Origin of the sequence: Larkinella sp. VNQ87 (assembly GCF_049445795.1) — a bacterium.
In the GTDB taxonomy this organism is placed as follows: Bacteria; Bacteroidota; Bacteroidia; order Cytophagales; family Spirosomataceae; genus Larkinella.
Window position 1 is genome coordinate 123,384 of the sequence record NZ_JBMSDT010000004.1, and the last position, 17,135, is coordinate 140,518.

General features: G+C 53.8%; 12 protein-coding genes. 1 reads left to right on the plus strand and 11 read right to left on the minus strand.

The window, feature by feature from the left end:
• Positions 1–16: 16 nt before the first annotated feature.
• From ACO2Q8_RS07985 to ACO2Q8_RS07995, 3 genes are all read right to left on the minus strand, one after another.
• The gene (locus ACO2Q8_RS07985) at positions 17–1,291 is read right to left on the minus strand and encodes a TolC family protein (protein ID WP_423344263.1); all 1,275 of its coding nucleotides are present in this window, start codon (positions 1,289–1,291) and stop codon (positions 17–19) included.
• A 75-nt stretch (positions 1,292–1,366) separates the two neighbouring features.
• Positions 1,367–1,735: a hypothetical protein gene (locus ACO2Q8_RS07990; RefSeq protein WP_423344264.1), complete on the minus strand. Its 369-nt coding sequence runs from the start codon at positions 1,733–1,735 to the stop codon at positions 1,367–1,369.
• 223 nt (positions 1,736–1,958) lie between these two features.
• Positions 1,959–4,661 carry a DUF5686 and carboxypeptidase regulatory-like domain-containing protein gene (locus ACO2Q8_RS07995; protein WP_423344265.1) on the minus strand — a complete coding sequence of 901 codons (2,703 nt, stop codon included), beginning with the start codon at positions 4,659–4,661 and terminating at the stop codon, positions 1,959–1,961.
• Positions 4,662–4,841: 180 nt separating this feature from the next.
• Between ACO2Q8_RS07995 and ACO2Q8_RS08000 the strand changes: the two genes are divergently transcribed.
• Complete coding sequence (locus tag ACO2Q8_RS08000; RefSeq protein WP_423344266.1) at positions 4,842–6,200, plus strand: M24 family metallopeptidase; 1,359 nt, start codon at positions 4,842–4,844, stop codon at positions 6,198–6,200.
• Positions 6,201–6,822: 622 nt separating this feature from the next.
• On the opposite strand, the gene ACO2Q8_RS08005 is transcribed toward ACO2Q8_RS08000, so the two are convergent.
• The 8 genes from ACO2Q8_RS08005 to fbaA form a co-directional block, all read right to left on the minus strand.
• Complete coding sequence (locus ACO2Q8_RS08005; protein ID WP_423344267.1) at positions 6,823–8,094, minus strand: HlyD family secretion protein; 1,272 nt, start codon at positions 8,092–8,094, stop codon at positions 6,823–6,825.
• A gap of 11 nt (positions 8,095–8,105) precedes the next feature.
• Positions 8,106–10,340: a peptidase domain-containing ABC transporter gene (locus ACO2Q8_RS08010; protein ID WP_423344268.1), complete on the minus strand. Its 2,235-nt coding sequence runs from the start codon at positions 10,338–10,340 to the stop codon at positions 8,106–8,108.
• Between the two features lie 6 nt (positions 10,341–10,346).
• Entirely contained in the window at positions 10,347–13,535 is a 3,189-nt protein-coding gene (locus ACO2Q8_RS08015; protein ID WP_423344269.1) for a lantibiotic dehydratase, read from the minus strand.
• A gap of 229 nt (positions 13,536–13,764) precedes the next feature.
• Positions 13,765–14,976, minus strand: coding sequence for a lanthionine synthetase C family protein (locus ACO2Q8_RS08020; protein ID WP_423344270.1), 1,212 nt, complete (start codon positions 14,974–14,976; stop codon positions 13,765–13,767).
• Between the two features lie 103 nt (positions 14,977–15,079).
• Positions 15,080–15,223 (minus strand): class I lanthipeptide, encoded by a 144-nt coding sequence (locus ACO2Q8_RS08025; protein ID WP_423344271.1) that lies wholly within the window; start codon positions 15,221–15,223, stop codon positions 15,080–15,082.
• A gap of 72 nt (positions 15,224–15,295) precedes the next feature.
• Positions 15,296–15,448 carry a class I lanthipeptide gene (locus ACO2Q8_RS08030; RefSeq protein WP_423344272.1) on the minus strand — a complete coding sequence of 51 codons (153 nt, stop codon included), beginning with the start codon at positions 15,446–15,448 and terminating at the stop codon, positions 15,296–15,298.
• Between the two features lie 65 nt (positions 15,449–15,513).
• Positions 15,514–15,681, minus strand: a complete 168-nt coding sequence (locus ACO2Q8_RS08035; RefSeq protein WP_423344273.1) for a hypothetical protein — start codon at positions 15,679–15,681, stop codon at positions 15,514–15,516.
• 330 nt (positions 15,682–16,011) lie between these two features.
• On the minus strand, positions 16,012–17,091 hold the full coding sequence (gene fbaA, locus ACO2Q8_RS08040) for a class II fructose-bisphosphate aldolase (RefSeq protein ID WP_423344274.1): 1,080 nt from the start codon (positions 17,089–17,091) through the stop codon (positions 16,012–16,014).
• Positions 17,092–17,135 lie beyond the last annotated feature (44 nt).

Below are 17,135 nucleotides of genomic sequence, written 5' to 3' on the forward strand. Positions count from 1 at the left end.
GGTTTAAAACCGTGAATTACTTGGTGAACAGGTTGGTGCCGACGGCGAAATTGAGTTCTTCCAGACTCTGCATTCGGTCGTTTTGCAGTTGGTTGTATTGAATCTGGCTGGATTTGTAGGAGTCGAAAAAGTCCAGAAATTCAACCACATCGATGTTTTGCTTGCGGTAATTGGTCGTGACGCCCTGGATAAGCCGGCCAAAGTCGCCGTTGAACTGCTGATCGAAGGTGCGGTAGAGCTGATCGGTTTGCTGCACCTTCTGGAACGCCCGCCGAACGTCACTTTCCACCTGAATCGTGTAGGCATCGGTAGCCTGCTGGCTGCTTTGAACCCGCACGGCAGCGGCCCGGATGTTGCCCTGGTTTTTGTTGAAAACCGGCAGGTTGATCCCGACGCCCACCCCCACGTAATTCGGAATGTAGCCCGCATTGCGGTCGTACGTGGCCTGGAGCGACAAGTCCGGAACGGCCATCGCTTTCTGCAAGCTCAGGTTCTGTTTTTCCTGGATGGCCTGATCGCGAAAGGCTTTCAGGTCGTAGCGGTTTTCTTCCGCCAGTTTGTAGAGATCGTTCAGGTTGAGTTGACCGACGGCAGGCTGAAGGGCCGAGATATTTTCCAGCACGGGTTGGAAGGTCACAGAAGGGCTGGCATTCAGTAATACGGCCAGATCGGCCTGGTCGTCGGTCAGTTTCCGGAGCAATTGCTGGCGTTCGGTGGTCAGGTTGAACAGGTACGCTTTCAGCCGGGTCAGGTCTTTGAGCGCAATGTTGCCTTTGTCGTACTGCTGCTGAAAGAGCGTAACGGTTTGCTGAAGCGTGCCGATTTCCTGTTCGTAGACCGAGAGCGCCTGTTGCGCATAATAGAGGTCGTAAAACGTCGTTCGGAGCTGGTAATTGAGGGTCCGGAGCAGGTCATAAAATCGGTCGTTGGCGAGTTCAGTGCCGGTGCGTGCCATCGCCAGTTGTTTGTTCCGTTTGTCGGCCAACAGCAGCAGTTGCTGTACCTGCACCACCTGTTCCGAATTCCGTTGGCGCAGGGGCATTACCTCCATCGTCTGCGCGTTATACGGCATTTGTTCGACGTAAAGGCTCGGGTTATTCCAGAGCTTAGCCTGATACTCATAGGCTTTGTTTTCATCAACGCCCAGTTTGGTTGCCATCAGTTGCAGGTTGTTCTGATGGAACTGGGCATCGGCCTGGGCCAGGGTGAGCCGGAGCGTATCGCTTTGGGCCAGCGATACCAACGGATTGCCTACGAAGCATCCAAGCACGAAAAGAAGTATCCTTTTCATGGTGTATGGTTTGTCTGTTTTAAGAGAAGAGTTTGCCGATTGGCGGAGCAAAGGACAGCATAGATCGCCGGATGGTTAGGCCTCCGGGATGCGCAGTGAGCAGTAAAGCAGGTAATACGGACGTGAAACCGAAGTTGGGTTTCGCGGAAAAATTAACAGAAGGGGTAAGGACAGCACCACCGCCAGGAGGCCCAGTAGCCAGGTAGTTGCCCCAACGGGCAGCAACTCCGAATCGATGACTGAATGGGATTGCTCTTCTTCGTCCTGGACCCAACCGTAGGCCGACTCGGTGGAAACCGCCGTCGTTTTGGTATCCGGTTTAACGGTTGCCTTCTGAACAGCCTGGATCGGAGCCAGCATCCCGGCCAGGGCCGGAGTAACCCGGAACAGAACCGCCCAGAGCAGCCCGACCATCAGCAGTATATTCCGAAGAAGAAGACGCATGGCTCGTGTTTGTTGACACAAACCAAACGTGCCGGGATTTAAACCGTCTAAAATTGTCGTTAAAAGACGATTAAAGATATAGACATACACCCCAACCGCCCAACTCCTGCGGGGTTGGGGGGCGGGTTGTGTTGCGGTTGGGATGCCCCGGACACAGTCCGGGGTTATCCACAGTCAACCCCTGGCGGGGTTGGAGGGGCGGGACGACGGAATAGGTGGGGGCTTACCGGAATTTCAGCGTCGTGCCGATCCGGAAACCGAGCTTTTGGTACTGCCAGTCCTGCCACTGCGAAATGACCTCGACCCGGAAGAAGGGGAAAATGCCGGGAATCAGGCCGTCGAGCGCGTAGCCCACCTCGGTATAGTTGCGGGAGTTGGGTGTGCCGAGGTAGTGAACGAACAGGTTTTCTTTCAGGCCCGTCAGCCGCACCAGCGTCAGTTGCGTGATCAGAAACTTGCGGTATTCCATCAGAACGTGACCTTCCACAAACCGCTTGCCAGTGCTATACTGGTAATAAGGCAACATCCGGAAAATGGCCGTCGGGTCGCCTTGCTGGAGGAAAAATTCATTGCCCTGAAAATGCTTGAAATCCGGGAAAAAGACTGCCTTGTCGTTCAGAAAACCGCCCGCCGATACGTTGTAACTCAAGCGGCTGCGAATCCCGGTTTCGAACGAATGGCTAAGTCCAGCCTGCACAAAATCATAATCCACGTCGCTGGCTTCTACCGAGCCTGACGTAAACGGAATGCCTTTGCGGTAGTTCAGCATCAGCTCGGGGCTGGTGTTCCGGCTGGCCACGCGCCGACCGTTCCGGATGCGGTACTGGGTGGCGGCCAGTTTGCCCGAAACCGCCAGGTTCAGCACCAGCGCCTGATGCAGCGGAAAACCGCCCGAACCCCGTTCCGCATTCGTCGGCCGGTTGGGCGTGTAGCTATACTGGTTCCAGTCGAACCACGGTTTCAGATTTTCCCTATAATTCATCAGTTCGGTGCGTTCGGCGTATTCCAGGCTGCCCGATACGTTGAAGCGGTTTTGGAACGGTTTGGCACCCACCTGAAGCCGCAGGAAATCGCGCTGGTAGAATTTGGCAAAGTTCCGTTCAAACAGCAGCGTTGTCAGCGAGTTCAAAAACGGACTGATCGGTTCGTTCGGGTTCAACTGGTTCACCCAGCGCCCGCCCGTCAGGCCAATATGGGTGCCTTTGTACGTATACGCAAGACCGCCCGTACCGATGAAGCGTTTCAGCCCAAATTCGTAGCGCCCGGCTCCGCCCAGCGTCAGGTTGGGCGTGGGCTTGTAGGCTTCCCGTCGGCGGGTCGAGTCGCGTTGCGGTTTTCGGAGGTGATACCGCAGCCGGAGCCCCAGATCGAAAGTGTAGCCCTCGACGGTGTTGTAGTAAATTTTTTCGAGTGGGCTGTCCCAGGTCAGGGCCGTTCGTTTGCTGAAATTCCAGGTATTACCCCCGATCAACTGACCCGGCTGGAAGGTCTTGCTGGCCCGGTTTTTTCGCGTCGAGTCTTTGGCGGCTTTGGTGCTGTCTTTCTGCACCTCGATTTTCCGAACAATCTGCAAACTATCCCGCTTCACGTAGCTCTTCATCTCAGCCGTCGTCAGCGGAACCGCTCGCAGCGAATCCCAGTAGGCATTGCTGCGCTTTTTGGCCAGCGAGTCGATGATCGTCGAATCGTTGCGCGACACCTCGACTTCTTCCTTGCGCTCCTTCTTCTCCTGGTACTCCTGTTTTTCGTATTCTTTCAGCAGCTTCCGGAAATCTTTGGCCGAGTATTCCTTCTGTTGGGCAATCCGGTCTTCCAACTTCTGGCCTTTGATGTCTTTGTTGGACAATTTGACCGTCGGTTTTTCCAGCTTCTCATCAATAATTTTAACCTCTTCCACAAACGCCGGGTTGACCTGCAACTTGCTGAATGTCTGATTGATCACAAAATGCGCTTCCCCGGCGGCTCCCATGATGCGGCCTTCCAGATCATACCGCTGGTTGACGGGTAACCAGACGTTTTGTACGGGGCTGTAGACCTGCCGGATTTTGATGTCGAAGCCCAGCGGGTTGCGAGTTTCGAGTTGCAGGCTGTGGATCGCCCAACTGTTTTCGATGATAAAAATGGTACCCCGGAAAACGCCCTCGCCGTAGGCTCTCGGGGTCACGCGGATTTTGCTCACGTCAATGCCGCGTTCACTGAACGTGCCCTGGTATTCAAATTTATAATAAGCAAAGGCTTTCGGTGACAGGGGCGACACCGCGTTGTTGACCTCCGGGCGGTAGAAACTGGTCAGGAAATAATCGCTGACCGACACGTTATCACCCAACGAATTCCGGGTCGCCATAATCCGGTGCCGGTAGGTGTTGGGCTGTTTGAACGTCACTTCCGAAACCGACTCGTACAGCATTGGCACGCCGATCTTAAAGCCTTCTTTTTCCGCTTCCTTCAGCTGTTTCCGGTACATAAACTGCATCGGCAGGTCGGTCACTGTAAAGGAGGTTTTGGTGTAGGCGCGGGCCGTGTAGCTCATCACCTGCAACTCGTGGTACCGGGCTTTGGCAATGGCCCGGCGCATGATGCTGTAGGCGGGGTCTTCCTTCCCTTGCCGGGCCTGCACTTCTTCCAGACGATATGCCTGCTCCTGCATCGTTACGTCGATGGTCTCCCAGCCGCTGCCGATTTCGACGGTTTTTTCCTGCGCCTGAAAACCAAGGTATTGAAACACAATGGTGTGTTTGCCCGGTTTTAGGGCGACTTCATAACGTCCTTCGGCATTGGTAATGGTCCCGTTGGAAGTGCCTTTAACAACGATGGCTGCGTAGGGGAGGACCTCGCCCTGGGCGGTTTTGATCGTTCCCCGGATGCCCTGGGCCAGGCCCGTTTGCAGACAACTAAGCGCGATCAGGAGCGTAAACAGACGGTTCATGGTGGCAGGTTGTATAGTCAGGAAGAAAGCTAGCAAATTTTGCCGGTTTGCGCTACTGGCAACCGGACGAACGGCGAGATTGGCCGGTTTTATGGGCAAGATGCGGAAATAAGGCTTCCGGTTGCCCGCTCAGGTTGAAAAAACCGTATTTTTAAGAAATTATAACATTTTTCATCAACTATGCTCCACCGTTACTGCCTGCTGTTTTTACTTTTGCTGATCCTGACGGGCGCTACCGCCCAGCCGCTTTCGCCCTCCGCCATTCTGACCGAACGCGAGCGGGCGCGGGTCGTGGATGAAATTCTCGAAGACCGGTTTACCAATCTGTTGCCGCAGTTGATGCGCCGGGAAGGCATCGACCTTTGGGTGCTGATCTCGCGGGAATACAACGAAGACCCGGTGTTGAAAACCATGCTGCCCAGCACCTGGCTCTCGGCCCGACGCCGGACGATCCTCGTTTTTTACGACTCGGGCGAGGGAAAAGAACTGGAAAAACTGGCCATCGCCCGCTACGATGTGGGCAATCTGCTCAAAGGTGCCTGGGACATTGACGTGCGGCCCAATCAGTGGGAAGCGCTGGTCAAAATCATTCAGGACCGGAAACCGAAGAAGATTGGCCTGAACTTTTCCAAAAACTACGCCCACGCCGACGGGCTGACCTTTACCGAACACAGCGAATTTCTGGAAAAACTCCCGGTCGAGTACCAAAAGCGGGTCGTTCCGGCCGAACGGCTGGCAGTCGGCTGGCTTGAAACCCGGACTGAGAAGGAGATGGCGGTTTACCCATTGATTTGCCGACTGTCGCACCAAATTATTCAGGAAGGCTTTTCGGAGCAGGTGATCCAGCCGGGCGTGACGACCACCGACGATGTGGTCTGGTGGTTCCGGCAGCGGATTACCGACCTGGGCCTGGAGACCTGGTTTCACCCGACCGTCGATGTGCAACGGGCGGATAAACAGGAGTTTGAGCACCTGCGTACGTTCTCCAAACGACCCACCGGCCAGGTGATCATGCCCGGCGATCTGCTGCACGTCGACTTCGGCATTACGTATTTGCGGCTGAATACTGACCAGCAGCAACACGCCTACGTCCTGCGGCCCGGCGAAACTGAGGTACCAGAGGCCATCCGCAAGGCCTTTCAGCAGGGCAACCGCTTGCAGGATATTCTGACCGAGCGCTACAAAGCCGGAAAAACCGGTAACCAGTTGTTGCTGGAAGCGTTGGAACAGGCGAAGAAAGAAGGCATTAAAGGAACTATCTACACACACCCGATTGGCGTTCACGGCCACGCGGCTGGCCCGACCATCGGGCTGTGGGACCAGCAGCAGGGCGTTCCGGGCTCAGGCGATTATCCGTTGCTACCGAATACAGCCTACTCAATTGAATTGAATGCCGCCGTCGAGATTTCCGAATGGAAGAAAACCGTTCGGATCATGCTTGAAGAAGACGGTTTTTTCGACGGGCAACGTTTTCGGTACATCGATGGGCGGCAAACGGATGTCTACACCATTCCACGGAAGTTACCTTATGTAAAATAACTCCGGGTTTGAAAAGGCACAAATTCATTACAAAAGCCTGAGATAAAATCAGGCTTTTGTGGTATTATCAGAAATAAATTGTCTGGCTATATACGCCTTTTTTCTAAATAACCAGTTGTTGAAACGGTCACGGTATGATTAATAAAAGGCAATAACCAAACTGGCTTACCGAGTTTGGTTAAGATCAGTCACTGCCTATTTTTATAAAGGTTTTCCGGCAGCCCTGACAGCGATAAGAACGGTTGGTCGTGAAAAAAAGTAAGATGCGGGTTAGCATCGAACGGGGAATGCGTTCGGCCGCTGATTGATCACGTCCGCAATAAGGACACGTTTTTGTGGTAGTAAACCGGCGGGAGAGAGACACTAAATTGAGCGTCCCGGATAATAACGATAAAGTTTTCATAACACGCTTCGAGTAGTCTGCTTAAGATACGCAATAAACGTGTTGGAGTGCTACACCATCTAGTAAGTTAACGGCAAAATCTTGGTTAGTTTTTAGAGATTCGCGATTCTGTTCAAGTTGAGAATAAACAGGCAAAAATAAATGCATTCTGACCAGGATGTTTGAGGAAACAAGCTGCGAAATAGTCTTAGCCTGTTGTCAATCTGATAGCTGGCTTTGCTAGTCTACCATTGTACTCACGGTTTTTCGAAACTTGCGGAACAGGTGCCCAAAAACCGTCCGTTCGTCGGTGATCACGTCGGCTTTCCCCCGCATCCCGATCCGGAGCATCCGTTTCAGATGCGCTTCATCGGTCACCCGAATCTGGACGTTGAACTGGCCCTTTTCGTCGGGCGTAAACGACACATTGCTGACGGTTCCGTAAGCCGGGCCCCATTCGTAAACCGGGTAAGCGTCCACTTTCAGCACGACCGACTGACTCTCCCGGATTTTGCCGATTTGGGAGGAGTTGACCTGCGTGTGGGCATAGAGGGGGGCATCTTCGTAAATTAGCTTGAGCAAAATCGATCCGGCCAGGGCTTCCTTGTCGCCCTCGAAGACGAACGAAACCGTGCCGTTGCGGGTCGCTTTGAGTCGCAAATGGTTGTTTTCGGTCATTTCGAAGGTGCCATAAGCGCCTTCAATGCGTCTGCGGGTGGTCGCCAGCGCGGTGTTTAATTGGGCATCTTCCAGTTGCAGATCGACCGTACTTTTCGCCAGTTGGTTTTCCAGGGCCTTGATTTCCAGTTGCTGGGCCGTCATCTGGCGCTTGAGCGTGCTGCGCGTGTCGAGGTAGTTCTGGTAAGCGACGTCATAGGCGCTTTTGGCCCGTACCTGGTTGGCTTCGATGGCGTTCAGGTCGTTTTTGCTGATATCACCGTCCTTGTAAAACTGCCGGTTGATGGTTAGAAGCCGGGCGGTTTCCTGCACGTCGTACGCCAGCCGGACCGATTCGGCGGCCCACTTCTGCTCGTTCATCAGTACTTGTGACTCCTTGAGGGCGATGTCTTCGCGCAACCGCCGGATGTTGACGTCGATCACGGATCGTTCGTGGGTGGCCGAAGCCGTCCGGAAGCGTTTGAACGTGGCAACATTCGCCCGGGCCGAAGCCAGTTCCTGCGTCAAAGCGGCAATGTCCGGAGCGCTCAGTTCGAGCAGCACATCCCCGGTTTTCACTTTCTGGCCCGGCTTGACAAACAGCCGTTCGATGTACACCGTGGAGGGAAATCGATATATCTCTTCCGCTCGTTCCGACTTGAGGATGAAGGAGGTCGGTATTGTATCGGGCAGGACCAGCACAAAGCCGAGCGTAATCCCGGCGGCCACCAACATAACCGCCCACCAGCCCATCCGGCGCAGGGCTTTAACCCGCAAATCGGCCAGCGGAGCGTCGTCGACGTGATACAGGTCTTCGTACTGCGTTTCGTTCAGATCGTGCAGAATCGTGTTCATGGATTACTAAGTTACTCCACGTAGGTTTTCATAAATTCGTAGTAAATACCGCCTTTGTCGAGCAGTTCCGAATGGCTTCCCTGTTCGGTAATGGTGCCCTGATCGAACACCAGAATCCGGTCGACGGCTTTGAGCGTATGCAGCCGGTGGGCAATCGAAATGATGGTTTTACCCGCGTAGCGTTCGTAGATGTTGTTCAGAATCCGTCGTTCGGTTTCCACGTCCAGGGCACTGCTGGCTTCGTCCAGGATGATGATGTCGGGGTCGGAATTGGTGACAAAAAGTCGGGCAAACCCGATTTTCAGCACCTGACCGCCCGACAGGTTGCTGCCGAAGTTGCCGACCATCTGGTTGTAACCCAGGTGGGTGCTCTTGACAAACGGGTGCAGATCGGCCAGTCGGGCGGCTTCCACCACCTGCTCGGTTGTGGCCGAGAGGTTGGCGCAGCGGATGTTTTCCTTGATGGTGTCGTTGAACACGTAGGTGTCCTGCGGGAAGAGGTAAACGTGGTTGCGCAGCACTTTCGGGTGAATGGTCCGCATCTCCTGGTTGTCGCACCAGATCTTGCCTTCGTAATCCGGGTAGAGGTTGACGAGCAGCTTTACGAAGGTCGATTTCCCGGCCCCGTTACGTCCGACAATGCCAATCCGTTCGCCTTTCCGGATTTCGCAGTTCAAGTCCTTTAGAATGTATTTCTCATCGCGCTGGTTATACCGGAACGAGACATTTTCGAGCCGGATGCGACCGGCGGAAAAGCTGTTGTTTGTTGCCTGGTAATTTGTCTCTTCGCGTTCTTCCAGGAAAATCTCATTGATCTTTTCGAAACTAACGCTCACCTGCGTGACCATCATCCAGAGCGCACTAACGCTGTTGACAGCGTTCATGACGGTCATGAAAATGGACGTGAAGGCCATGTATTGCCCGATGCTGAGTTGTCCGGTAAAGACTTCGTACGCGCCCACCCAGAAAACCGCCACCTGGCTAAAAATGAAGATAAGTTTTTGCAGCGAATTGATCAGAATCTGCCGTTGTTCGTCCTGCATCACCGAGTTGATGGACTCGCGGTGCAGGTGCTTCCAGCGAACCAGTTTATATTTTTCCAGTGACAACAACTTCACGGTTTTGATCCCGAGCAAGGCATCCAGAAAACCGCCCAGCGACGCCTGGTTTTTGTGGTAAACTTTCGAGCGCAGATTCTTGATGATCGGAATGAAATACGTCGTCGTGAGGCCGTAAGCCACAAAACAACTCAGGGCGATGGTTCCGAGTAAGCGGCTGAACCAGAACAGAATTGGGAAGTAAATCAGCATGAAGAACACATCCAGGAACTGCTGGATGATGACCGGATTGGTAAACTGCCGGATGCCGATGCCTTCCTGAAACCGCGCCATGAACTCCTCGCGCTTGCGGTTGTCGTAGTACTTTTGTTTCAGCGAAATCATCCGGTCGAAAAACTTCGTCATGAAGTCCATCTCGAACCGAAACCGGTAATGCACCATCAACATGCTGCGGGTGTATGTCAGTACCACCTGCACGACAAACACCAGCATTAACCCCGCCAGAATCCCGATCAGGAGCTTTCTGTTCTGATTCACCAGCACATTGTCGAGCATCGTTTGCGTAAACAGCGGCAACACCAGCCCGACGAGTTCGAGCAGGAGGGAGAAAAGAAAAATCTCGCCCAGCACCTTCTTGTTTTCCCGCAAAATCGGTAAATACAACTGTTGGAAAATGGATTTTTTCTCAGTTTTCTGCTGCTGAATGGCTTCCGTCAACTCCTCGTTTTTGTAAAATTCCTCGGTCGGTTTCAGCTCCAGCACAATGCCGCTCCACTTGTTCTGAAATTCTTCCCGGGAATATTTCACCTTGCCGAAAGCCGGGTCGGCTACCCGAACGAAGGTATCGGTAGCTTCGTAGACGACCACAAAATGCTGGCCTTCGTAATGGGCAATGCAGGGCAATTGAATCTGTTGCAGGTACGGATAATCCAGTTCGTAACCTTCGGCTTTGCAACCAAAACTTTCGGCCACCTCCATCAGTGTGTACAGGCTTGAACCTTCCTGCGATATGTCCGACAATTTGGTCAGCACATGCTTGGCATCCGAGACACCGTAGTGCTGGAAAACCATCGCCAGACAGGTCGGCCCGCAATCCATCATCGCGCCCTGCTGAACGTACGGAAACCGGTCGACTAGGCTGTAAGGACTCATTTTGCCACCAAATACGGTTTTCAGAAATGCGCTCATAACGGGTTAAACGAGCAAAGAGGTGACGGAAACAGACGGATCAAGTAAAGCCGGGCGGGCGTGCTTCATCCGACCGTAGGTAATCCGGTAATACTTATGTAATTGGAAGTAAATGGCGTACTCCACCAGCCGCTGCCGACTCCGGAACAGTCGGTTGATCGTCATGTGAATCAGGCTGCTAAGCAAATCATCGAGGGGCATTGTCAACGCGCCCTGCTCGTGTAACGACCGGAAATGGCTGATCATCGGGTGCAGCCATTCCGTGCGTTCGTGGCAGAGGTCGTAGAAAAACCGGTGCTCGTCGTTGGTTTCGTCCAGCGTTTCCAGCAGGGCGGTTTCAATGGCTTTGTAGCGACCATCCAACTGCTTTTTCTGCGCCGGGTTGTAGCCAAATTCCTTGCCAAACCAGGCCGCGCGTTGTTCGGTAAAGCCGATCCGTTGTGGCCAGTCGAAACCGAATGAGTCGAGCAGCTCGTGGGTCATTTTCAGGCCAAACCGCCAGCGGCATTCTTCGCCCCCCTCGCCTTCGATCTGACTCAGGAATTGCAGAATTGCGTGGCTGTCGACGTGAAAAAACGCTTCGGCGGCTTGAATCGAATTAGAACCGTATCGCTCCAGTTCGCGGTTATAGGTATCGGTCACCACCGACGTGATGCTCCGGTTTGCCAGGTAAGGGGCCAGCGCGTCGTGCAGTTCGCGGATGACCTCGCCCGTAAACCGAGTGTCGGTTAAATGAAACCTGAACCGGATGTGGTGATGGGGGTCGGCATACCGGATGAAGAAAAATCCGTCGATCCAACCGGCGGTTTTGATGCGCTCGGTCAGCGGCAGCATTACCTCGGTCAGCAGCTTTTCGGCGGTTTTGATTCCCGTGTAAATCTTGTAATACAGCCATTCCGATCCGGTGATGAATTTGCGCAGAACGGCTTGATCCTGAGTCGGTTTCCTAGAAGTAATCCGTGTGTTTACCGGTTTTTCCAGCTGGTGGTGGAAAGCTACGACGAACTGATTCGTGTGCCACCCCTGATCCGATTCGACTACGGCCGAGTCGGCGCGATACAGAAACTCCTTGATTGTGAACGAAGGTCGGGATTTGATTTCGTTGACAAACGTCTCAGCCAGACACGGGTTTTCGAGATCGACATACAGGTCGTTGTCAAAGTCGACCAGACTGATAAACCGGGGAATCCGGTACTGCGTCCGCCAGCGGCCCAGTTCACCCATGAGTTCCGGGTTGTTGCCTTTTTTGAAAGCCGCTACCAGCATCCTTACGTGCGAATCGCGGAAATGCCACTGCGCTTCCGACAAAATCAGCGTATCGAGCACCAGGCGTGGCACAAACAGAAAAACCTTGCTGGCGCTGCCGATGAAATAGGAGAGCGTCGTCCGCTGGTGCTGCGTCTGAACGTCACACAGAAAATGGTAGAGGTCCAGCGAGTCCGGATGTCCGTAATAGTGAGCGTTCGACAGGCGCGGAATGATGGTTTTATTCAGGGATTTGGACCGCAACCGGATGGTCTGGCCTTCCATCCGTACCATCAAATCCGTCACCGGAAGGGTGTGTTCGGGATCGGCGGAGGCTTTTCCCAGGAACGGGATCTGGTACGTTTTCAGTTGCGGGCGAATGATGATGTTTCCCGTTCGGGCTTCGGGCAGGTGAACAATGTCGGCAAAAATCAGATCGGGCCGGGCTTCGTCTTCGGCCCGGCTGATGTCACGCATCAACTCCAGAACTGAGGGGTCGGTATGGCCGAAACGCCCCAACAGGTAGGTACCGGTCATGCCGTCGAAATTGTTCAACACCAGCTTTTCCCGACCGGCTTCCCGAATTACGGAAAACATCGCTGAGTTGGTCAGCGGCAGGGCGGTTTGTCTGGCTTCGCTATTCCGTAACTCATCTTCCTGAATCTCAATTTCGTACGCGCCTGTCACCTGGGCTTCGGCGATTTTCTGAAACAGGTAACGGTGTTCGGACGGAATACTAACCTGCTCACTGTCATCGGAGGAGCCAGTCCCGATGCCTTCGATCAGGGGTGAAATATCGGCTCCGGCCTGCCCCGCCGGATAGCCAAGGCCCATTTCGGGATCCAGCACCACCACTAGCGGCACTTCTTCTTCCTCGTATTTTTCCAGAAACTGATTCCGAAACGTGTCGAGCGTCGGCTGACCGGGTGGGACCAGCTTCAGCAGGGTTGGAATTTTTGAAATCAGTTTGTTCAGAAGGCCTTTGTTCAACTGGCCTTCGGTTTGGGGCAAATAGGCGTCGACCTGAAACAAAACTTTGCGGTCGTAGGGAGTTGATAACCGACTGATTTTCTGTTCAATAGCCTGGTATTTCTCCGTCGAATAATCGCTGCCCGTCTGCTCCAGGGCTTTCAGATCGGTTTGGATCTCTGTCAACAACGCAAGAAGTTCAGCCAGTTCGGCATCCGGATGCGGCTGATAAATTGTTTGCAGGGTGGTGATGATCTGCGCCAGAAAATCGTCGCCGGTGAGCGCCGGTTCGAGTTCACTGACCAGCAACTGAGCGTCCAGAATCTGCCCAATATACGCCCGGGCGTCTTCCTCCGAAATCTCGTCGGTACAAAGCGAAACGGCCAACTGATCGATTGTCGCGCCCGTGCGGGCCAGCGTTAGGATTCCGTCGAGGTATTCATTTTGCTCCGCGCCCGTCAGGTGGTGAACCCGGCGATTTTCTTCGTAGCGGTAGGCCACGTAGCGGTATTGGCCGTTAACCGTGTACAGGCTGCTATTGGGAAAAAAACGGAGATAAGGCTGAATAGCCGGGTGTTTCTCCAGGTCCTGCGCCAGTGCGCAGAGGTAATTCATGTCAAGCCGGGTTACTTTCCGGAGGGTTTTCGCCGGCTCAATCCGGACCTGTGTCGGGGCCGCGCTGATAGGCAGGGTCGAAAAACCGCTAAACAGGCCAAATGGCGTGCAGCGACTTGCGTAACGCGACAAATATTTGATCAGCGAATAGAGCACTCGCCTGGTTTTCTCATTCGGTTCGAGGTCTGGGTTCAGGTCGAGTTTTCGAGCTTCGTCGTACAGGGCGGGCGAGGCAATGTACAAAGCTTCCAGAAACCGGGGTGCCTGAATCAATTGCGCGATGGTCGACCAATCGAGCTGATCCAGGAGGGCGTGTCCGGCCAGCGGAACACGGACAAAAGCCGTTGGGAAAGAAGACGTTGCCATGAGTTGTTCATCGGGTTGTTGTTATCGGAGCATTCCGCTTAAACGACAGCGTGTAAGCAGGCCAAGACGCAAGTAGCCCTACGTTCAGGATGGTGTGATATTCGGTCGTAATGGATTTGCATTAAAGGTAATGCGGAGCGACCCGGTTCGGCCAGTGCTAACCCATAACGGGCGGTTTCGGGTAAATAGCTGGCAGTTCGGCGGGGCTTTTATCCAGCGACAAGTTGCGTCAGGAGAGCAGTAAAAACCGGTCCCAGTGACTAGGCACGCCCAGTTCGGCCAGCAACACCAGTCCGACGCTGCACTCGCCTTCGAGCAAACCGAGGTTCGATTCGAATTGACCACTTTCAAGGCTGTATACCTGAAAAACATCTTCGTTCGGTGCTGGAGTCGCGTACCGAAGCGTCTGTCGCATCCAGTAATCGGCGGTTTCGGTCAGAACGGGGTGGGGCATTCGTTGGGCAAACCGGCGGAACAGGTGCGTGATCCCGGCGGCTCCGTGGCAAATGCCAGCGTCGTAGATATGACAGTCGCGAAGATCCCGGCGGTCGGCGGCCCGCAGCATCGTCTCCTGGGCAATAAGTTGCCACCAGGCGTTTCCGAGGGTTCGCCCGGCCTGCCAGAAAGCCTGCGCAATGCCCAGGTCGCCGTAACACCAGCCGAGTCGGCTGTCCTGATCCTGGCGCGGTTCCTGCACCACCGTCGGAAAAACCGTTTGCCCCGACCGGTTGCGGTTGTTCCACATCCATTGCAGTGTCCCACGAATCAATTCATCGCATTGCGGGCGCGCCAGACCTTGTTCATACAGCAGGCAAAGCAGGCAGACAATACTGGCCGTGCCGTGTGACAAACCCGGATTGTAGAGGGGCGGCTGGTTGGCAGTCCGGCGACCGAAATCATCAAACGGCCAGGTGATATCACCGTTCGGAAATCGGATCGCGGTATCAGACAAGGCTTTCACCAGGTGTTCGAGGTAATAGGTCCGCGTGGTTGAGGGCTGGCGTTCCAAAAAATACAAAACCGCCCCCAAACCGCCGTGCAGGTAGTCGTATTCGTTTTCCAGGATCAGCTCCATCGACAGGTCAAACAAGGGTTCGTCAAGATCGGCCACAATGTCCTGGGCATCCAGTTCGTCGTCTTGCAGTAATCCCTGGTTGTCCAGGTGCAGAAAACCCCAGGCTACTCCGGCCATGCCATTGGCAAAAGAGTGCATCAGTTCGCCCTGTTGAATGGCTGCCAGGCTGGTCGAGATGCGTTCCCAAAGCCGGGTGTTGTCGGTTTCACCCAACTGCTGTTGTGCGTACGCTTCCAGCAACGCGTAGCCCATCTGACCGCCGAGGAGCGACACGTTACCGTCGGTGGGTAGTTGCCGGATGTGCCGATATACCCGGTCAAATAAGCCGGTTATTTCGGAAGTCGGATGGGGGAGAAGTGTATTCATGGCGTTGTTGTTGGCTGGTATTCAAGGCTATTGAAATCAGGCAGCACCTGATTAAGATGCTGCCTGAAGAATCGACCGGGCCGATTAGATTTTAACCGGACCCTCAGAGGCTGGTCGGGCAGTACTGGCCGTTGGCGTATTTGGTAGCCGCAGCGGGCCGTCCCCCGGCCACCTGCTGGGCCTGTGCTTTCGATAAGGCGACGATTTTGTCGGTTTTGAGCGTCAGTTTTGACAGTTGCTTTTTCATGATTTCTGATCAATAAAAGTGAAGGAGGTCATCGGTTCACGGTCGAACATCCCCGATGATCCGCCTGTTACCTTAAATTTTTACCGGACAACCGGGCGTATTGCTGCCGCAGATATCGCGAGAAATGAGCTGCGGCCGTCCCCCGGCTACGTTTTGGGCCTGTGATTTTGACAGCGGGACAATTTTGTCGGTCTTGAACGTCAGTTTTGAAACTTGCTTTTTCATATTAGTGTGTAAATTAGAAAGGAATGAATTGAAAATAAAAAAAGAGACCTGGGGTGGTCCGGTGCTCAGATTTTCATCGAACCAGCGTGGATTTTCATCAGCACGTCATTGATTTTCATGGCGCCCGTGTTGACCCGCAGGTCCGGACAATCGACGCCCCCGAGAACGCTCTGAGCCTGGGTTTTCGTCAGGGCTGTCATGGCCCCGGCGGCTGTGTTTTTTACCTTTTTCATGGTGTGATTTGTGATTGATAAAATTGAACATGCCTACTCTGTGAACGGTTTTCGGCTTTCCCGTTAGTCGGTTGACGATTCAAAGTTGCACTCGGAAACTGGCGGTTTTGTAAGAAACGATTTTCCAAAAGATGAAAAGGTAAGCTGGCCGGGCGAAAGAAATGGCTTAACCGACGAATGAGGGAACGGTCAGGTTGGAACCGGAAAGCACAAAAAAAAGCGCTGCTCTCGAATGAGGCAGCGCTTCCGTCGTACCCACGGACTTAAGTCCGTGTGAGGATTAACTCAAAGGTTGTACTAGCTCATACGGACTAAAGTCCGTGGATACGATTACGCCAGGCGATTGACGCAGTTCAGGTCTTCGAAAGCCACTTTCAGGCGTTCTACGACACTTTCTTCAGCTTTCCGGAGCCAGACGCGCGGATCGTAGTATTTTTTGTTCGGGGCATCGGCGCCCGTCGGGTTGCCAAGCTGGCCTTGCAGGTAGTCGCGGTTGGCTTCGTAGTAATTTTTGATGCCGTCCCAGGTGGCCCACTGAATATCGGTGTCGATGTTCATTTTGATGGCCCCGTATTTGATGGCTTCCCGGATTTCTTCCCGGCTCGATCCCGAACCGCCGTGGAACACGAAGTTCACGGGCAGCGGACCTGTTCCGAATTTCTCCTGGATAAAATCTTGTGAGTTTTTCAGGATGATCGGCGACAGCTTCACGTTCCCCGGTTTGTAAACACCGTGTACGTTTCCAAACGCAGCCGCGATCGTGAAGTTCGGGGAGATTTTCAACAGTTCTTCGTAAGCGTAAGCCACTTCTGAGGGCTGCGTATAGAGTTTGGAGTCATCCACGTCGGAGTTGTCCACGCCATCTTCTTCGCCACCGGTCACGCCGAGTTCGATTTCGAGCGTCATGCCGATTTTCGCCATCCGCTCGAAGTATTTGGCGCTGATTTCGATGTTTTCCTCAATAGGTTCTTCCGACAGATCGAGCATGTGTGAGCTGAACAGCGGTTTGCCGGTCTGGTCGAAATGGCGCTCCCCGGCTTCCAGCAACCCATCGATCCAGGGCAGCAGTTTTTTGGCGCAATGATCAGTGTGCAGAATGACCGGAACGCCGTAGAGTTCGGCGATATTATGAATGTGCAGCGCTCCCGAAATCGAGCCCGCAATGGCCGCTTGCTGGTTGGCGTTGGAAAGACTCTTGCCCGCGTAAAAAATACCACCCCCATTCGAGAACTGGATGATCACCGGCGAGTTCACGGCTTTGGCCGTTTCCAGGACAGCATTGACGGAATTGGTCCCGACAACGTTCACCGCCGGAAGGGCGTAGTCGTTTTCGTTAGCATGACGGAAAATTTCGGAGACGCCTTCGCCCGTTACGACGCCGGGCTTAAATCGGGTGGCTACTTCGCTCATAGTCAATAGGAATAAAAATAGATTTGCTCAAGAAAAAATTAGCT